Source organism: Pseudomonadota bacterium, from assembly GCA_039193195.1.
In the GTDB taxonomy this organism is placed as follows: domain Bacteria; phylum Pseudomonadota; class Gammaproteobacteria; order Steroidobacterales; family JBCBZW01; genus JBCBZW01.
Map to the genome: position 1 here is coordinate 13,907 of JBCCWS010000015.1, position 17,343 is coordinate 31,249.

Here is a 17,343-nt window from a genome sequence, read left to right on the forward strand (position 1 = left end):
ACTACCTCGGAGAAATAAAGCCCGCCTGCGCCAAGACGTCCGCCACGTGTTGCTCGCGCATTGGCTTTTTGCACACCTGCCACCTTACGCACGCTGTTCGCAACCGCTCGCGGCTCTCGGCGGGAAGTGCCACCCCGGACACCACCACGTTGATCGCGGGCGCGCGGTCTGGCGCACCGTCGATCACATCAACCAAGTCCAGACCCGATCCGACGCCGAGGTTGAGGTCAAGAAACAAGCAGTCGGGCGACTGCTGGCGCCAGCGGGAGATCGCATCAGCGACGCAGCGAAAGGTGGTAATCCGCGCCGCCGGGCAAGCACGGCTCACCGACCTGCGCATCAAATACAGGTCTGCCTCAGAGTCATCCACGAGCCAGACATGCACACTCTTGCCTCAAGGCTGCATAAGCGCTTGATTCTCGCCCGCTTACGCGACCTTATGCAACATCCAAGCCCTAAGGTGTCTACCCGGGGTCAGGCCGCCCTACGGCTCGTTGGTCACCCCTTCCTGGGGCCAGTGAAGGGGCCAGGTGAAGCGAAATGTGGCGCCGCGAGCGCCCGCTGCGGGGTTGGAGTCTAGGGATATTGCGCCGCCAGCGTACTCCACTAGCTTCTTCAAGATAGCCAAACCCATCCCGCTGGATTCCACCTCATCGCGGGACCTGAGGGTCTGGAACGCGCGGAAGATGCGCTCATGGTGCTCCTGCGGGATTCCCGGTCCATCGTCCGCGACGGCAAACTCGAGCAACCCCACCCGACGGGTGACGCTCACACCGATCACCCCCCTGTCCCGATCGTGGTGCTTAGCCGCATTGTCCATGAGATTGCGCAGGGCCTGTTCGAGTGGCGTGACCGCGGTACGCAAACGCAGGTCGAGCCCCGAGGTCTCAAGGGTGAAACGGTCCTGCAACCCGAGCAAATCGAAAGTGCTTTGCACGAGCTCACGCAGGTGAACGTCGCCGAGCCGCGCCCGGGACCGTCCTGCGCGCGAGTAGGCCAACAGATCCGTCAGGAGCTGATCGAGCCGTCGCACGCGCGAACGCATCAAGTTCAAATGCTCCCGCGACTCCGGTTTTAGCTCCGGCCCTAGATCCTCCTCCAACCAAGCGGAGAGATGGGCGATAGCGCGAAGCGGCGAACGCAGATCGTGGGACGCGGCGTAGACGAACTCTTCCAATTCCTGATTCAACCGGCGCAGCTCTTCCGTACGTGCCTGCAGCTCATCCTCGTAGCGTTTCTCGAGAGTGACGTCGATTGAGGACAGCAGGATGCGCGGTTCACCGCTGTGCGGATCCGAGTAAGGCACGCGATCGGTCCTCACCCAACCGCTGCTACCGTCCGCCTTGCGGTAGCGCTCGATACGCCCGAGGCGAGGACCGTCGCGCAGCGCAGCAAGGTCGGCCGCGTGGTGAGAGGCCGCCGAGTCGGGAAACAGCTCGCTGACGAGCATGCCTTCAGCTTGATCCACGGTGACGCCGCAGAATTCCTCCGCAGCAGGGTTGAGCGCCAGTATGCGGTTGTGCGCATCCTTGATCCAAAGGCGCACGGGGACCGTGTTGAAGACTCGCTGGAGTTGTTCGGACTGCAGCTCGAGCGCTCGTCGGGCCGCCACTTGATCGCTGATGTCGCTAAAGGTGCCGAAGACGACATCCACGGGGGGTGCCATGTCCGCGCGCGCGCGCAAGGTGGCGTGTACGTGGCGTAGCACTCCGCTCGGCGTCAGGATGCGCAGGCGAAACTCATCAGGTTCACCGCTGGAGACAACCCCGTCGAGCTTCGCGGTGACCAGCGGAATGTCCTGCGGATGGTAGAAACCGATCGCCGAGGTCAGCTCCGGAACGTACTCCCGCGGCGTCACGCCATGAATGCGGTAGATCTCATCGGACCAGTGCAAGGTCTGCTGCTTCAGATCCAGCGTCCAATGTCCAATGCGCGCGGCGGCTTCGGAGAGGCGAAAGAGCATCGCCTGCTCGCTCAAGCTACGTAGCTGCACACTGTCCGCCAGGCTCTGGGCGACGTGCGCGGCTAGGGACTGCGCCAGGCCCTGATCGCGAGCGTCGAACTCATGCGTTTCCCTAGCCAGCAAACACAAGGCCGCGGGCCCGTCAGGTCCTGGCAGCGGCAAGGCCAAGGCCAAGGCCAAGTAGGCACGTTTGGTCGATCGTCTGTGCAAGGGCCTGCCCGTCTCAGGCACGGCCGCCGCCGAAAGGCGATCTGCGGCGCCTAGAGGTGGCTGCAGGACGGCAGCGATCTCAGCCCGCTCTTCATCGTCCAGTGTCACGGGGGCTCCTGCGCCGCAGAGCACCGTCAGCCTCTCGACACCATCGGCGAGCGTCGCGAGCAACGCGGCGTCCACGGAAAGCGCCTCTCGACAGGTCTCCAGCAGCGAGGCGCCTCGCTCCTCGAGGGCTGCCGCGAGCTCAGGAGAAATCGGAACTGCGTCTCTCAACCCTTGTGACACCGTTCGCAAACCCGTACCCGACCCCATCAGGTACTCGCCCGGTTTGCCGATTAAGTTCATCGTAAAGGCTGCCCCGCAGGACCGCCATGTATCAACCCGCCACCGTAATCCCGCTGCCCACCGCCAAGGCGGCACCTTTGCAGGTGCAGCACCGTCTGCAGGTCATTGTGATAGACGACGATCGCGTGGATCGAGCAATGATCCGGCGCTGTCTGCGAAGCGGAGACGACTTCCAGTGCGACGTGCACGAGGCGGCGACGGCGCAGGCGGGCCTGAAGCTGCTCGAGACGCGCCACTTCGACTGTGCGCTGGTGGACTACCGCCTGCCACCGAGCAACGGACTCGATCTGCTCGAACGCTTTTACCGGCGCTGGCCCCATTCGAGCACTGCCTTCATCATGCTGACGGGCCAGGGCAGCGTCGATGTCGCCGCCTCGGCGATGCGCTCCGGCGCCCTCGACTACCTCGCTAAGGACCAGCTGACCGAAGCCGCCCTGCGCCGCTCGATCATCAACGCGTCCGAGAAAATGGTGTTGCGCGTCAGCCTCTCCGACAAGACGCAGGCGCTCGCGCAGCGCAACCGCGACCTCACCCTGCGCAACGAGGAAGTGCGGCGCTTCTACCAGAACGTCTGTCACGAACTGCGCACGCCCCTCGCGGCCACCCGTGAGTTCGTGTCGCTCGTCGGCGATGGCTTGGCCGGCACGGTAAGCGACGAGCAGGCGGATCTGCTGCGCCTTGCGACCGAAGGCTGCGATCAGATCACCGCCCTGCTCGACGATCTGCTCGACGCCGCCCGCATGCAGACAGGCAAGCTTAGCGTCCAGCGAGAATCCCTAGCCGTCTACCCGTTTCTGCGCGACGTGGTGCGGGCTCACGAGGGTGCCGCTCGCGAACGGGAGCTAACCCTGTCCTTAGCGGTGGATAAATCAGAGTCGTTCGAGGTTGATGCCGACCCGATGCGCCTGCGACAGGTGCTGGCGAACCTGATCGGTAACGCCCTGAAGTTCACCTCCCCCCAAGGCACGGTGAGCGTGAGCGCGAAGCGCGATCCCCACAATGCCCGATGGGTCGAGTTCACGGTAAGCGACACTGGCTGCGGCATCGATCCCGCGCAGCAGCGGCGGATCTTCGATCGCCTGTACCAGGCCACTGCGACCTCCGATGACCCTGCCAACCTAACCGATGGCCTTGGCCTTGGCCTTGCGATCAGCAGCGAGATCGTGCGCTTGCACGGTAGTGAACTGGAAGTACGAAGTCAGCTGGGACAGGGGTCTACCTTCTTTTTCCTGCTGCCTGCGGCCAAACCCTAATCGAAGGAGAGCACGATGAGCACCATCCTAATCCTCGAAGACAGCCGAGAACTCAACAAGGCCCTGGCCCTACGCTTGCAGCACGCGGGCTACACGGTCCATCGGGCCTTCGACGCTGCCCAGGCCACTACCCTGGCGCGTCAACACGGCCCAAAGCTGGCACTGCTCGACATCAGCGTACCCGCGGGAGACGGCTTCATGGTGGCTGAGCGGATCGCCGAATTCGGCAATCCAAAGGTGGTCTTCATCACCGCGAACAAGGACCCGGAATTGCGTGCGCGCGTACGCCGCAGCGGTGCCGGGTTTATGTACAAGCCGTTTACGGCCGTGGACCTGCTGCAGCGAGTGGAAGAGATGATCCCCGGTGGGGGAACCCCCACGCACTAGTGTCAGCGCGCGGGGCCCACCGGCAGACAAGCTCAGGCCCTAGGCGGCCTGTTCCCGCGCCGGCGCAGGCGGCGGCGTCAGCACCTGGTAGTGGCGCCCTGGCTCCATCCACTGCGGATAGGGGTAGTTCTTCGGCAGCTTAATGTCCGTCGCCAAACCGAGGCGAGCGAGCAAACACACCACTGCCCAGGAGAGGTCAGCTCCGCCATGGATGGCATGCTTGGCACTCGCCGGGTACAGGTGGTGACTGTTGTGGAAGGAATCACCGTTGGTGATTAGCCCTAGGGCGGCCACATCGCGAGAGCGATCCTTAGACTTAGGGTCAGCGACGCCAAAGCTATCCCAGTGGCAGATCGAGTTGATCACCCAGCTCGTGTTGTTTTGCACCACGTGCATGGCCCATAGCCAAGCGATCCCCCACCAACCCGCGATCATCCACGCGGCCGCAACCTGCAGGGCGAACAGGGCCGGAATCACCAGCGGCGTGTCGAGCAGGCGCATGAACGGCTCGGTCATGAGATCGCGCCGGCACATCTTCTGCCAGTCGGGCGATAGCTTGCCCTGCAGACGCTGTATGTCGTTCAGCAGGTACCGCAATTGCAAGGCGAAGCCCGACAGGGCCAGCGCGATGCTCGCCCATTTGTTCTTCGTATGAAATAGCCACCCCGAGTGAGCGAACCAAAATCCATCATTCGTGCTGTGCGGATCACCCTTATCATCCGAGAACGCGTGGTGGATACGATGCAATCCCACCCACAGAATCGGCGATCCCGAGTGCATAGCTGAGAACAGCGTAAGCGTGTTGCGGATCGCTGGGTGGGTCTTGAACGCCCTGTGTGTCAGCAGCCGGTGGTAGCCAAGCGTATTGCCCAGGCTAAGGAGCACCGAGACCACCAGAAACAAGGCGACTTGCAGTGCAATCTCCATGGTCGTCATTTTCCCTAGTGCATTTAAGTGGTATCAGTTGTTTTTGCTTTTATTGTTTAGTTCTTGTTTTTTGTGATGCCAGCGGGAAGGCTAGCGCGATCCCGCCGGCGCATGGGTGACGTGTGTCTCAGTAGACCGTCACATTGTCGAAGGCGGCGCTGGTCCCATCCGTCGCCAACCCGAAGCGGCCGCTCGCGATAGAGGTGTCGGTAAACGGGGTAGTCGAGCGGCCATTCACCGTCATCTGAATCCGACTGCCCTGGAAGCGAAGGCCCACGATGTAGGACTTGTTCGGCGTCATCGGATCGATCGACAGCTGCGGACCGAGGGGGGTAAGCACACCGTCCTCCACCTTGAACAGGCGCGCCGTGCTGCCGGCAAGGATAGCCGTGTAGTAAGTCTCGCCGTCAGCGCTAACACGCCCTGCAAGCCCGAGCTTTTGACCGCCCCCGAGGTAGGTCACCTTCGCGGAAAGCGTGTAGTTGGCTCGATTCCCGCCGGTGACGGAGAGATGGCGACCTTCGGTGTCGAGCTGTCGATACTGCTGGTCGACCAGCTGCCAATCACCGGACACGGGTGTCCAACCCCCGACGCCGTCGCTAAAATCTGAGAATCCCTGCACGGGTTCGTCGATGCGAATGCGCTCATTAACACCGATTCCCGTGTGTATGGATCGCACCCCACTCGGCCAATCCACGCGCAGGCTCGCTATCGCAGTGTCCGTTCCCAGGCCGAAATGCAGCTCCCGCGGGCCACTCGCGGAGAAACAACGACCGCCACGCATCACTCGCACGATCCTACGCGAACCACCGTCCGCCGTTTGAGTGGTGACTTCTACGCGCGCCCCGATGGCATCCTCGCTGCTCACCAAACCGTGCAACTCCACGAACAGCCACCCTAGGGCGTTGCCGCCGTCATTGCGGAAGAAGCGGTTCGGCTCGCCGCTCTCGATCAGCGGTTGGATGATCTCCGTGCCGCCCTTGATCATGGGCAGGTCCACGTCACCATCCTTGTCGAAGTCCGTGAAGGTGATGGCATGGCCGCGGTACGGAAACTCCGCATCGCAGGCATCACCGCCCGCCTGTGTGTAGGCCTCGGCGGGCATCGCCCCGGGATCGCTCGGATCTGCTGCGCTCATATCATCACTAGCGACAAAGGCTCCCGTGGCCCCTAATGCCTCAGTCGGCGCTATCGGTGCGACACACTCGGGGTCATCCACGGCAGGGTAGTCGAACAGCGAGGACGCCAGGCGGAAGCTGACGGTGCCTGCCTCGGCAAACTCGTTCATATACAGGCGATCCGCCTCGCCGCCGGTGGGACCTCCGTTGGCCGTGATGATGTCCTCGTAGCCGTCGTTGTTTAGATCGCCGATCTGGCACCCCATCACCTTGGCAGGCAGGCCGAAACCGGCCGCGTCGGTCGCGTTGACGAACTGCCAGTTGCCGCGGTTGAGCAACAATACGTGCTTGCTAGTGTTGCCTTGGCGGGAGTGAGCAAAGACGAAGATGTCGAGGAGCCCGTCGTTATTGAAGTCAGCACTAGCGCTAGCCCAGGTGCGGTCGCCGACACCCAGGGCTTCTTCGTCGAGGGGCATCTCTTGGAAGGTGCCATCGCCCATGTTGCGCATGAGCCGGAAATTGTCTTCCGTGTCGAGCTGGCGGTAGGCCTCCTCCGGAATGAACACATCGATCCAGCCGTCGTTGTCGTAGTCACCCCAGGCGCCGGTCTTAGTGGAGATTCCACCGACGATGTTGGCTTCCTCGGAGACATCCGTGAAGGTACCGTCGCCGTTGTTGCGGAACAGGGAGTCGCGGTAGCCGAGGCCATCGGGCAGCTCGGTCAGCGAGTCACGCACCACCTTTGAAAACACGAACAGGTCCGAATCGCCATCGCGATCGTAGTCTGCCCAGTGACCGGACAGGGATGCCGTCGGCACCCACTCGCCCTCAGCGTCCTTGGGACCGCGAATGCCCGCCGCTTCGGAAACGTCCGTGAAGTTGCCGTTGCCATCATTCTCAAAAAGGTAGTCGAGGCCGATCGCCTCCTGCCCACCGACCGCGAGGAAGATGTCCGGGTCGCCGTCGTTATCGTAGTCGGCTGCGGCATTACCGAAGGTAGCGATGCCTTGCACCAACGTTTGGCCGCGCTCGAAGATGAAGCCGCCATTCCCGTCCGGCCCTCGGTTGAAGATGATAAAGCTCTCATCGTTACCGAGGTCCGCGCGCGAGGTGTTGTTGATGTAGAAGTCGGTCCAGCCGTCGCCGTCGAAATCCGCGGCGATCTGCCCGCGTCCGTGCGTCAGACGATCTTGAAAGCCGAGCTCCAGGGCGATGTCCACGAGGGTCGGGTCCGAGCCTTGGGCGAAGGTGGGCGACGCCAGGGCGCACGCCAGAGAGGCTGCGGCACCGAGGGGGGCGAGCGATCTGCGGTTTCTTGTTGTCACGAGAGGCTCCGTCCGTAGTTGTTGCCTACATGGAATCAGTGTAGCCCCGAATTCCCTGGGGCGGTAACGAAAAAGGCCCGGGACACGCCGTCCCGGGCCTTTTCGCGATGGCGTTAGCGCTGTTTAGTTGGACGGCGCTTGGGCAAACACCCGTGCGTGGTCACGGTGGGTCACCGTGCTGTTCACGCCGAGACGAGCGCCGTAACGCGTGAGGCCGGCCGCGGCAGACTCCGAGACGCGCACCAGCACGTTGATGCTGGCGCCCGCAGGCAACGTAACGGAACGCGTGGTGCCCACGAGGGTTTCCGCATCCGGCGTTACCTCCACGAACCATAGCTCGCGAGTGAGCTCCTCGTCGCTGTGGTTGGTGAGCCCCACGTTGAAGGCCACGACGCCGCCCTCGGTCACTAAGCGAGTGTCAACCGGAAAGGTGGCCGTCATCCTCGGCTCAGTCACGGTGACCGTCTGATTGGTATCAACGAACAGCTGCTCTTGCGTCACGCCGCTCGGGAAGCGAACGGTGAGATCGACGAAGTTGGCGCCAGCCAAACCGAAGTGCGCCTTCATCGAGTGCGTGGACATGAAGCTCGCGCCGCCGCTGATTTCGCGCATCAAGGTTACTCCGCCCGCCTTGGCTTCCACGCGCGAGCCGATGCCGTCGCGGTTGCCGAGCGTGCCTACGGTCTTCACCTTCAGCCAATTGTTGCCGTTAGCGTTTATGTAGTTGTTGCGGTAGAGGGCGTTGTAGCCGTGCAGGTTGCCGAGGTAGGCATCTACATCACCGTCATTGTCGATGTCGGAGATGGCTACGCTGCGGTAGTAGCCTGCGCTGCTCATACCCGCCGGCTCATGTACCTCAAGGAACGCGTCATCGCCGAAGCTGGCACCGCGGTTGCGATAGAAGTAGCAGGGGTTCAGGTGGATGTGACCGGTGCCCATCTCGGGATCTGCGTTGCAGCTCGGATCGGTGCTAGGCAGACAGACGTCGCCGTCCTCGAAGAAGTCCTGCCACTTGCCGGTTTCCGCGAAGGGAGGCACACCGCCGTTGCAGACCAGGAGGTCTTCCCAGCTGTCGCCGTCGAAATCGAAGAAGGCGTTGCCCCAGCTCACCATGCCGAGACCGCGGTAGATCTCGACGTCGGCGGATTGGATATCGAGGTCACCGGCCTTCTCCGTGAAGGTGCCGTCGCCATTTGCCACGCCGAACTCGTTCTCGCCCACGTCGGACATGTAGTAGTCGAAGAAACCGTCACGGTTGTAGTCGCCGATGGCGATGCCCATGCCAGCCTGCGCGTAGTCGAAGCCCGAGGGCGCGCTGACATCGGTGAACGTCCACCCGCCCTTGCCGTCGGACCCATCGTTGCGGAACAGGCGGTTCGGCGCGGAGCGCACGGCGCCGAAGTCGTTGACGACCATTAGATCGATGTCGCCGTCATTGTCGTAGTCCGACCAGGTTGCGGCCAATTCGCAGCCCGCTCGCTCGGAGACGCCCTTATCCACACCCGTCTCACTAGCCACGTTGGTGAAGGTGCCGTCACCATTGTTGTGCCAAAGGTAGTCGTCGAAGCACTGCGGGCCAGGGCCGGGGTCGATTTCGGTCTCGTCGCCTGGATTGGGGGGAATCCCAACACCAGCGACGTGGTTGCCGGCGTACAGATCGAGGTAGCCGTCGTTGTCGTAGTCGCCCCAGACCGTGCTGGCCGTGTTGTAGATGTCAACAGTGCCCAGACCGTCGATATCGCTCAGGCCGGCAGTGTCGGTCACGTCCTCGAAGGACAGGGTGCCGGTCTCGACCAGCAGGTTCTTGTACAGACGATTCTGCCCGAAGTTGGCAACGTGAATGTCCTGGTCGCCATCGTTGTCGTAGTCCGCACTAGAGACGCCGTGGCTCAAGATATCGCAGGCCGAGGCGCCGGCAGCGTCCGGCACAGGCGCGAACTGGCCTGATCCATTGTTCAGCCACATGGTGTTGCAGCCATTTAGGGCAAGGTACAGGTCGTCGTCGCCATCGTTGTCAACGTCGATCCAGCCCGCGCCCACGCCGATCGGCATCTCCATACTGATCGGAGCCGTAACGAAGGTCTCAAGCTCGACACCGGACGAGCCGGTGATGTTGGTGAATGCCTGGGCGGCAGCTTGACCTGGCGTTAGCCAGACTGCGCTCGCGACCGCCGCGGCGAGGATTCCATGTCCGTTCTTGTTCATCGTGAACTCCGTGCGTGTGCTTTTTGATGTTCTTCTGCTGTGGCACGCGACTCACCAGGCGTGAGTCGCGTGCCGCATCAAGGACTGCTTGAGCCGGCTCGGCTTATTGCTTGATGAGCGCCTTGATCTCGACGTTGGTCTTGAGGGATGCGACCCCCTCCTGACCGCGACGAATCAAGCCCTGGGTGAACATCGTGCCGCTCACACCCGGAGGAACATCGGCATCCGGCACGTTGGCGATGATCGTGGCGGTGCCGGCGTTGTTGGCCGTCGCCACGCCCACCAGCTGACCGCCGGCGATATCCAGGCAAAGGCCGCCCATGACGGCGAAGCAGCGACCCTCAGTAGAGAGGCCCTGCTGGCTACCGAACATGTACACGGTCTCACCGGGACGCATACCCTCGACTACGAGCTCCACGGTCTGGCCGCGGATCCAGGTGCCGGAGGTGTACGGTTCCTCAGCCACCACGGTGATCGCCTGATTGGTGTCGACGTTGAACACGGAGCTGGAGAAGCCGCTGGCCCACTCGACCCACACCTGCTGTACGGCCTCGTTAGTGCCGAGACCAAAGTGCGCCATAGTCTCGCCGTGGCCGAGGTAGTTGCTGCCCTTCTCCATGTAGACCTGACGCACATTGCCATTCTCATCACCGGCTCGCACACGGACGAGAGATCCCACACCCTCAGGCGCGAGGCGATTCACCGCGCTGGTGTCGAGGTAGACGTTCAGCCAGTTGGCGTCGGCGGGCGTGCCGCTCTCGGCGGTGATTAGATCGTTGCGATACAGGCGGAACTCGCCCGTGTCGGCGATGATGTCGGCGTAGTCCGCCGGATCCACGCCCGGGTAGTCCGTCTCGTTGATCTCGATCGTGTTGGCGGTGATGACAAAGTCGAGGTCACCGTCCTTGTCGTAGTCGAACTGATAGAGGCCACGCCCCTGAAGGCGGTGGTCTAGGTTCCAGTCGCTCTGCACCTGAGTGAAGGTGCCGTCGCCCATGTTCCTGAACATACGCGTTTCGATGTTGTGGAACTGGGCACCGGTGACCGGGTCCGTGCCCGTGCCGTCGCAGCTGCCCGGAGGCACTTCGCGTCCCTGGCTCTCGCCACAGTCGCCCCAGATGATCCACCCGTTGGTGTGGGCGATGTCTTCCCAGCCGTCGTGGTCGAAGTCCTTCATGGTGGCGCCCCAGCCCCAACCACCGTCGCGAATACCGATCTCGTCGAAGCCGTCAGCTGCAGGCAGTTCGAAGAAGGTGTGGTTGCCACGGTTCTGGTACATGCGGTTGCCGTCGTTGTCGGCGCCGAGGTACGAGGGATCGATCGCGGTGATGAACCAGTCGACCAGGCCGTCACGGTTGTAGTCGCCCACGGCCGTGCCCATGCCGTTGTGGACGCGGTTTTCACCGAAGATGTTCACGCTTGTGAAAGTGCCGTCGCGGTTATTCACGAAGTAGCGCGAGGCGCCGAAGTCGCCGGCGATTAGCAGCTCCGGGTAACGGTCGCCGTTCATATCGGCGAATATGCCGCCGAAGGCACGGGGGCCCACGTTAGGGCCGCTCTCATCAAACACGCCTGAGGTGGCGGTGACGTCCGTGAAGGTGCCATCGCCATTGTTCATATAGAGCGTGGTTTGGTTCGTGTCGTGCGGGTTGCCCTTGCTGTGCCAGCCGCCGAACCAGAGGTCGAGGTCGCCGTCGAGGTCGTAGTCGCCCCACGTCGAGCTGTAGCCGTCGAAGGCGGTGCTAGTGCCGGTACGGTTCGAGGTGTGGTTGAAGGCGACACCAGCCGCGTCGGCCACGTTCTCAAAGCCGCCGTTGCCGTCGTTACGGTAAAGCTTGTGCTCGCCGTCCTTTGCGTCCGGCATGTCGCCCATGCTGTTGACGAACAGGTCGATATCGCCGTCACCGTCGTAGTCGCCAGCGGCGGCACCGCCGCCACGATAGAGGTCGGTGAGACCCCAGGCAGCGGCTTCTTCGGTGAAGGTGCCGTCACCTTGGTTGATGAAAAGCTGATCGTTTGCGAGGCCGCCGCCGATCAGAAAGATGTCGGGGTAGCCATCGCCATTGAAGTCGGCCACCGTGCCGCCGCCGTGCATGCGCGCGCCGCCGGTGTCCTCAGCCAAACCGTAGATCCAAGTGACGCCGGCGCCGGCAGTGGCGTCGACGAAGCTAGGCGTCGCAGCGTGCGCGCTAGCAGCGAGAGCAAGGGTGGCAGCGGAGACGGCTACGCGAAGCGCGTAAGCCCCCGGTACCCGGAACGATCCCTGAGTGCGGTCCATTGCTGTTTTTCCTCTGTGAAGTAGTCGTGTCACCCGCGTTCTTATTGTGGGCACCGAGGGCCTGCGGGATCCGCCGGTGCGCTTTCGATATGCGTCGAATTCTTTGGATTCCTACGTGAGCATCCGGCGCACCTGAATACAAGTCAAGCATGTCGCGCGGATGCAGTCGCCGACCGATCGGTCGGTCGCCCGTTGCGGACGCCGCGCGGCCTCGCCGCCGCGGGCGCCGCTTCGCTCGTATCAATCGATGTCGTCAGCGTCCAGGACGCCATCTTCATCACGGTCGATACCCATGCGCACACCACTGCCTGGCGGTACGCAGGTAAAGGTGAGCTGTTGGTTCGGCACTTGACTGATCTGCAGCAGCAAGCGCACCGACAGCGGCGTTTCGCCGGCCCGGTCCGTGCGGTAAAGGCCATTCGCCTCTCGCACCGCACCGCGGGGCTCGCCGCCCCAGGTGCCCTTGACGATGAGATCGCAAGCCGGCCGCGGCGTGGTCACAGCGGCTTGCTGCAGCAGCGTAACGAGCTGACCGCGCACCTGACCGACGTTGCCCTGCCTCAGGGTGACCTGCTGGCCCACCGCCGGGAGTAGCTCTGCATCCGACGCCATCAGGAAGTCCACCACCTCTCGGCGCTGTACGTCGTCATCGAGGGTAAAGTCCTGCAGGAAGTTGAACATCGTGTCCCACGCGCCATCATGCGTAAATCCAAAGCCGCGAATCTGATCACCGAGTACCGGCAAGCCACCGTCGTCTGCGCCGCGCGAACGCCCGAAGAACCCGACCTTGGTGTACATGTTGCGAATGTGGGGGATCTTCAGGGGCTGACGGACCGTGTTGCCGAAGCGACGGATCACCGTGAGGCCATTGGTGCCGAACAGGCCGGCTTGCACGCTCACCAAGTGGCAACCGTTGCAGGTGAAGTTCTGGTCCGACAGCACGTTGTTGTAAGCGTCGAAACCTCGCTGCTGCACCGCCGTTAGCTGGTTGTTGAGGTTGCGCACCGGGTTCGGTGGATAGTGGATGGTAAGCGCGAATTCGGCGAAGGCCTGAATCTCCTCCTGCTCGAGAACCTCCGCTCGGCCAACCAGGCCCTCGAAAGCGCCGTTGAAGGCACGGAAGGCCGCGACCTCGTCGAAGGCATCGAGGCTTTCAGGATCATTCGCTCCGGACCGATCACCGCGCCAGTGCATCGGGCCGTGATTGTCCATACCGCGCAGACTCTGCGTGGTCATGGGGCCCTTCATGGGATGGAAGTCGCGGGGCACGTTCGGCGGGAGCTCGTTGATCAGCGGGTTCAGGTTGTCGAGTACGCTGCCGTCCGGATCGCCCAAGTCCCAAGCGAGGTGGTCCACATCGCCGAAGATGTGGCACCCAGCGCAGGAGGAGTCCCCGCGTGAGGACGTATAGCGCGCGTCGTAGAGGAATTGGCGCCCGTCCGTCACCACCGCCGGCTCCGGGCTGTACATCGCCACCGTGTCGATCTCCGTTCGGGAGTCGAGATCGACCACGGAGATGCTGTTGTTGAACCGCGTGAGGACGTAGAGACGGTTGCGCGCGACGTCCAGCGCCATGCCGCTAGGTCCCCCGCCGCTCAATTCAACGTGGTCAGCGGGATCCGGCGTGAAGCTGTCGGCGACGAGCTCGCCCGTGTCGAACACACCGATCTTGGCGGAGCCAAAGGCCGCCACGTAAAGCTCGTCTCCCGCCGGATTGACCACCATCTGCAGCGGCGTCGCGAGGCTCGCGGCGTTCTCCTCGTCCGTACCGAGGAAGCGGTCGTAGTCTATGTGCTTGTTGAGATGGCGCGGCAGCACCTCGTTGCCGTTGTCCAGGTCCACCACGGTGATGCGGTTTTCGATGAAATGCCCGCGTACGGTGGTGGGTGAGAACTCCCCGGGACCCTCGAAACGCACGATGTTGCGCGAGTCCAGGTTGCTGACGAAGAGCTCATTACCGCTGGGGCTGACGGCCATGTTGAACAAGGTCGTGCCCACGCCACTAATGCGATCGACCTCTACCGGCGTTTCCGCTCCCGCATCGATGACGAAAACGTCGTAGTCCGGCAAAGTCATGCGTACCGTCGGCGTCCATTCCATGCCGTTGCCGTCGAACCAGCGGTTCTGCTCGTTGGATTGGACGATCATGCCGATATCTAGGGGCGCCGGGATACCATCGATGTTTTCCTCCGGATCACCGATGTTGCCCAGCACCGTGTCGCGATGAAGCACGCTCGTCTTGTTTCCCGAGAAGAAGACGCCAGCGTAAACGGTGTTGCCGTCCGGAGACACGGCGAGAGGGCGTGGCGTGTCGCCAAACATCTGCAACACGGTGAGCGGCGCGCTGCGATCCTGCGCGTCGAACACCCATACGTCCGACCGCCCCTCGCTCAACAGGGAGTCGAAGCGGAACGGGGAATGCTGCCCACGGTGCGCCGTCGTGATGAAGGCGCGGTCGCGATCCGGCCCCGCGAAGACGATGTCGCGCGGCTCATCCCCGACTAGCAGGGTGTCGACGACGCGCGGGATACGATCCGCGGCAGAGAGATCGACGATGCTGATCGAGTCGGAGAGGTGGTTGACCACCCACACCTCGGTGGCGTTGCGCACCGCCACCGCCACGGGCTCCATGCCGACGGGCACGCTGGCGACGTGAATGAGCGCCGCGGGGGTGACGTTGAACACCTCCAGGCGATTGTCCGGCGTGTTGACGACGAACAGGCGCGCACCCTCCGGCGATAGCGCCATCGGTCGTACCTGGCCGGACTCGAAGTTGACGAAGCTGTCTTGTGCGAGCGCGCCGTATGCGCCACCGATCGCCACCAGCGCGAGGCCGATCGTGGCGAACCACCCGGCTTTGGGCCGGCGGTGCGATCCTACGAATGCGGAAAGGGCCATGGGCCGCATCCTCCTTGAAGCGTTGTTGTGATGAGTGCGTTCGAGCGCATCAGGCGCTGCCGTATTCGTTCTAGTTATCCGACGACGAGCGCCACTGGGGCGCCCGGGCGCAGTTTTTCCCCCGAGCGGCGGCCCCTTCCTTGAGCACCGACTTCACCCGACCGCGCCTTCGTCCCGAGTGAGACTAGCACGTCCCAGTTCAGCAAAAAATGGCGCCAAAACGGAGACCTGGCTGAGACTCAATCTAGCTTCGGCGCCCACCTCGGTCGATCCATCGGCCATCGTCGAAACGCACCTCCCGAATGAGCCTGAGTCGCAGGCGGTGAAATGAGGCGCCAAGCTGGTTACGATCGGGCCATAAGGAGGGTGAACGCTTCCCAGCGTGAAACCCCGACGCAGCAGCGCACAGCGAATAAATCTAATCAGCGCGCCTTGCCAGGGATAGCTTATGTCAAAACTAGGTACCGTCTTAACGCTTACCACCACTGTGGGGCTCGCCTGCTGCTGCGCCGCTCAAGCTCAGCTCGCCTTCACTGACGTGACCGCCGCAAGCGGCGTCGAGTTCGAGCAGATCGGCGACACGCAGGTACCCATTGGGGCTGGCGCCGCGTGGGTCGATGTAGACGGTGATGGCGATGACGATCTGTACGCCATCCAGATGCAAGGTTGCAATCGCCTCTACCTCAACCTTAGCAACGGCCGATTCATCGAATACCCCGACGCAGCCGGTGCGAGCGACTGCGAGGGTGTCGCGTTCGCTGTCGGCGCTGCAGACATCGACAACGACGGCGACCAGGACATCCTGGTCGGCAACAAGCTGCAAAACCGCCTGTTCGAAAACCGCTTCGCGCAGACCGGCGTCGTGCGCTTCGTGGATGTCACCGACGCCACGGGCTTAGGCGACGACGGCGCCCGCACCACGGGCGTGATCACCTTCGGCGACTACAACGGCGACAGCTGGCTAGACATCTTCATTGGCAACCACGTCATTCCGCCGGAGACCCCGGAAAACGGCTATCTGCCCGTCACCTGCACAGCGGACTACCTGTGGCAGAACAATGGCGATGGCACCTTTACCGATGTTGGTGGTGTCACCGGCGTCGCCCTCTCCGGCAACCGACGCAACGCCGGCTGCGCGCTGGCCGCCACCTTCAGCGACTTTGACAACGACGGCGACGCGGACCTGCTGGTGGTCAACGACTTCGGCAATGCCGATGGCACGGACGTGCCCAACAGACTGTTTCGCAACGACGGCCCCGGCACCGAGAGCTGGGTGTTCTCGGACGTAAGCGATGAGTTTGCCTACAACTACAGTCAGGCGGGTATGGGCATCGCTGTCGCCGACATCAACCACGACGGCGCTTTCGACTACTACTCCACCGACATCGGCTCGAACGATCTCGCCGTGGGCGACCCGATCGACCACATCTTCGTCAACCAAGCGCGTTTCTTGGGCGTGGATGCGAACGACAAGGAGATCTTCGGCGCTCGCGGGCTCGTGGGCTGGGGCACAGGCTTCTACGACCTCGATCTGGACGGCTGGGAAGACCTGATCGTAGTCAGCGGTGGTGTGCCGCTGGACAAGTTCCCGGTGACCTTCGGCGCCGAGGACTATCAGCACGAGAATCCCGTCTACGTGTACATGAACACCCATCCAGATCGCTTTCCGGAGGTCCACGCGCAGATCGGGGTGACCGCGGAGAAGCTCTACCGCGGCTCCTCCTTCGCCGACTACGACAACGACGGCGACGTGGACATGCTGATCTCGAACTTCGAAGGCACCAATACGCTGTACCGGAACGACCTCAACCCCAAGGAGGGTGTGTACAACTGGGTTAAGGTGCGGGCGCGCGGCACGATCAGCAATCGCGACGCGATCGGCACGCGCCTCGAGCTGACCACGAACGACGGCTTCCACCAGATGCGCGAGATCGACGGGGGCTCGGGCTACGCCGGCCGCAATACGCTGACCGCGCACTTCGGCACCGCCGACCAGGCGGTGGCAGACGTGCTCAAGGCGCGCTTCCCGAGTGGAATCGAGAACGAGCTGCTCAGCGCGGCCCTCAACGCAGAACTCGAGATCGTGGAGCCCACCTACACCGCCACCTTCAGCGGTGAGGAAACGCGCGAGATCCACGCTGGCGCGGCCGCCACCCTAGAGGTGACCTACCGCAACCACGCCGCGCAAACGCAGACCCAAGAGCTGTGGGTGTTCCGCGTGAGTCCGTCGGGCGCCGTCTCCATGATACGCGCACCACGCGAGATCACGCTCCCTGGCGGCGCCAGCTTCTCCTTCGACTTCGTGCTCCCGACCTCCGTCAACACCGAACGCGGGCGCCACCGGATCATCGCCCGCGTGGGGACATTTCAAGGCGAGCTCGAGCAGCAGGATCACGTCGACCTGGTGGTGGAGGATCCGGCGCGATAGATC

10 protein-coding genes are annotated in these 17,343 nt (G+C 63.0%); 3 read left to right on the forward strand and 7 right to left on the reverse strand.

Annotation, left to right across the window (positions count from 1 at the left end; genetic code table 11):
• Position 1: 1 nt before the first annotated feature.
• Together AAGA68_13555 and AAGA68_13560 are read right to left on the reverse strand one after the other, a co-directional pair.
• The gene (locus tag AAGA68_13555) at positions 2–385 is read right to left on the reverse strand and encodes a response regulator (GenBank protein ID MEM9386086.1); all 384 of its coding nucleotides are present in this window, start codon (positions 383–385) and stop codon (positions 2–4) included.
• A gap of 99 nt (positions 386–484) precedes the next feature.
• Positions 485–2,449 carry an ATP-binding protein gene (locus AAGA68_13560; GenBank protein ID MEM9386087.1) on the reverse strand — a complete coding sequence of 655 codons (1,965 nt, stop codon included), beginning with the start codon at positions 2,447–2,449 and terminating at the stop codon, positions 485–487.
• Between the two features lie 98 nt (positions 2,450–2,547).
• Here AAGA68_13560 and AAGA68_13565 point away from each other — a divergent pair, with 98 nt between their 5' ends.
• A complete protein-coding gene (locus AAGA68_13565) occupies positions 2,548–3,774 on the forward strand; it encodes a hybrid sensor histidine kinase/response regulator (GenBank protein MEM9386088.1) in 1,227 nt (408 codons plus the stop codon).
• A gap of 15 nt (positions 3,775–3,789) precedes the next feature.
• Positions 3,790–4,161 carry a response regulator gene (locus AAGA68_13570; GenBank protein MEM9386089.1) on the forward strand — a complete coding sequence of 124 codons (372 nt, stop codon included), beginning with the start codon at positions 3,790–3,792 and terminating at the stop codon, positions 4,159–4,161.
• Between the two features lie 39 nt (positions 4,162–4,200).
• Here the strand turns inward: AAGA68_13570 and AAGA68_13575 are convergent, their stop codons facing one another.
• From AAGA68_13575 to AAGA68_13595, 5 genes are all read right to left on the reverse strand, one after another.
• Positions 4,201–5,088, reverse strand: a complete 888-nt coding sequence (locus AAGA68_13575; GenBank protein MEM9386090.1) for an acyl-CoA desaturase — start codon at positions 5,086–5,088, stop codon at positions 4,201–4,203.
• Positions 5,089–5,215: 127 nt separating this feature from the next.
• Entirely contained in the window at positions 5,216–7,531 is a 2,316-nt protein-coding gene (locus AAGA68_13580; GenBank protein MEM9386091.1) for a CRTAC1 family protein, read from the reverse strand.
• Positions 7,532–7,654: 123 nt separating this feature from the next.
• Complete coding sequence (locus AAGA68_13585; GenBank protein ID MEM9386092.1) at positions 7,655–9,736, reverse strand: CRTAC1 family protein; 2,082 nt, start codon at positions 9,734–9,736, stop codon at positions 7,655–7,657.
• Positions 9,737–9,839: 103 nt separating this feature from the next.
• Positions 9,840–12,014 carry a CRTAC1 family protein gene (locus tag AAGA68_13590; GenBank protein ID MEM9386093.1) on the reverse strand — a complete coding sequence of 725 codons (2,175 nt, stop codon included), beginning with the start codon at positions 12,012–12,014 and terminating at the stop codon, positions 9,840–9,842.
• A 240-nt stretch (positions 12,015–12,254) separates the two neighbouring features.
• The gene (locus tag AAGA68_13595; GenBank protein MEM9386094.1) at positions 12,255–14,912 is read right to left on the reverse strand and encodes a hypothetical protein; all 2,658 of its coding nucleotides are present in this window, start codon (positions 14,910–14,912) and stop codon (positions 12,255–12,257) included.
• A 448-nt stretch (positions 14,913–15,360) separates the two neighbouring features.
• Between AAGA68_13595 and AAGA68_13600 the strand changes: the two genes are divergently transcribed.
• On the forward strand, positions 15,361–17,340 hold the full coding sequence (locus AAGA68_13600; GenBank protein ID MEM9386095.1) for a CRTAC1 family protein: 1,980 nt from the start codon (positions 15,361–15,363) through the stop codon (positions 17,338–17,340).
• Positions 17,341–17,343 lie beyond the last annotated feature (3 nt).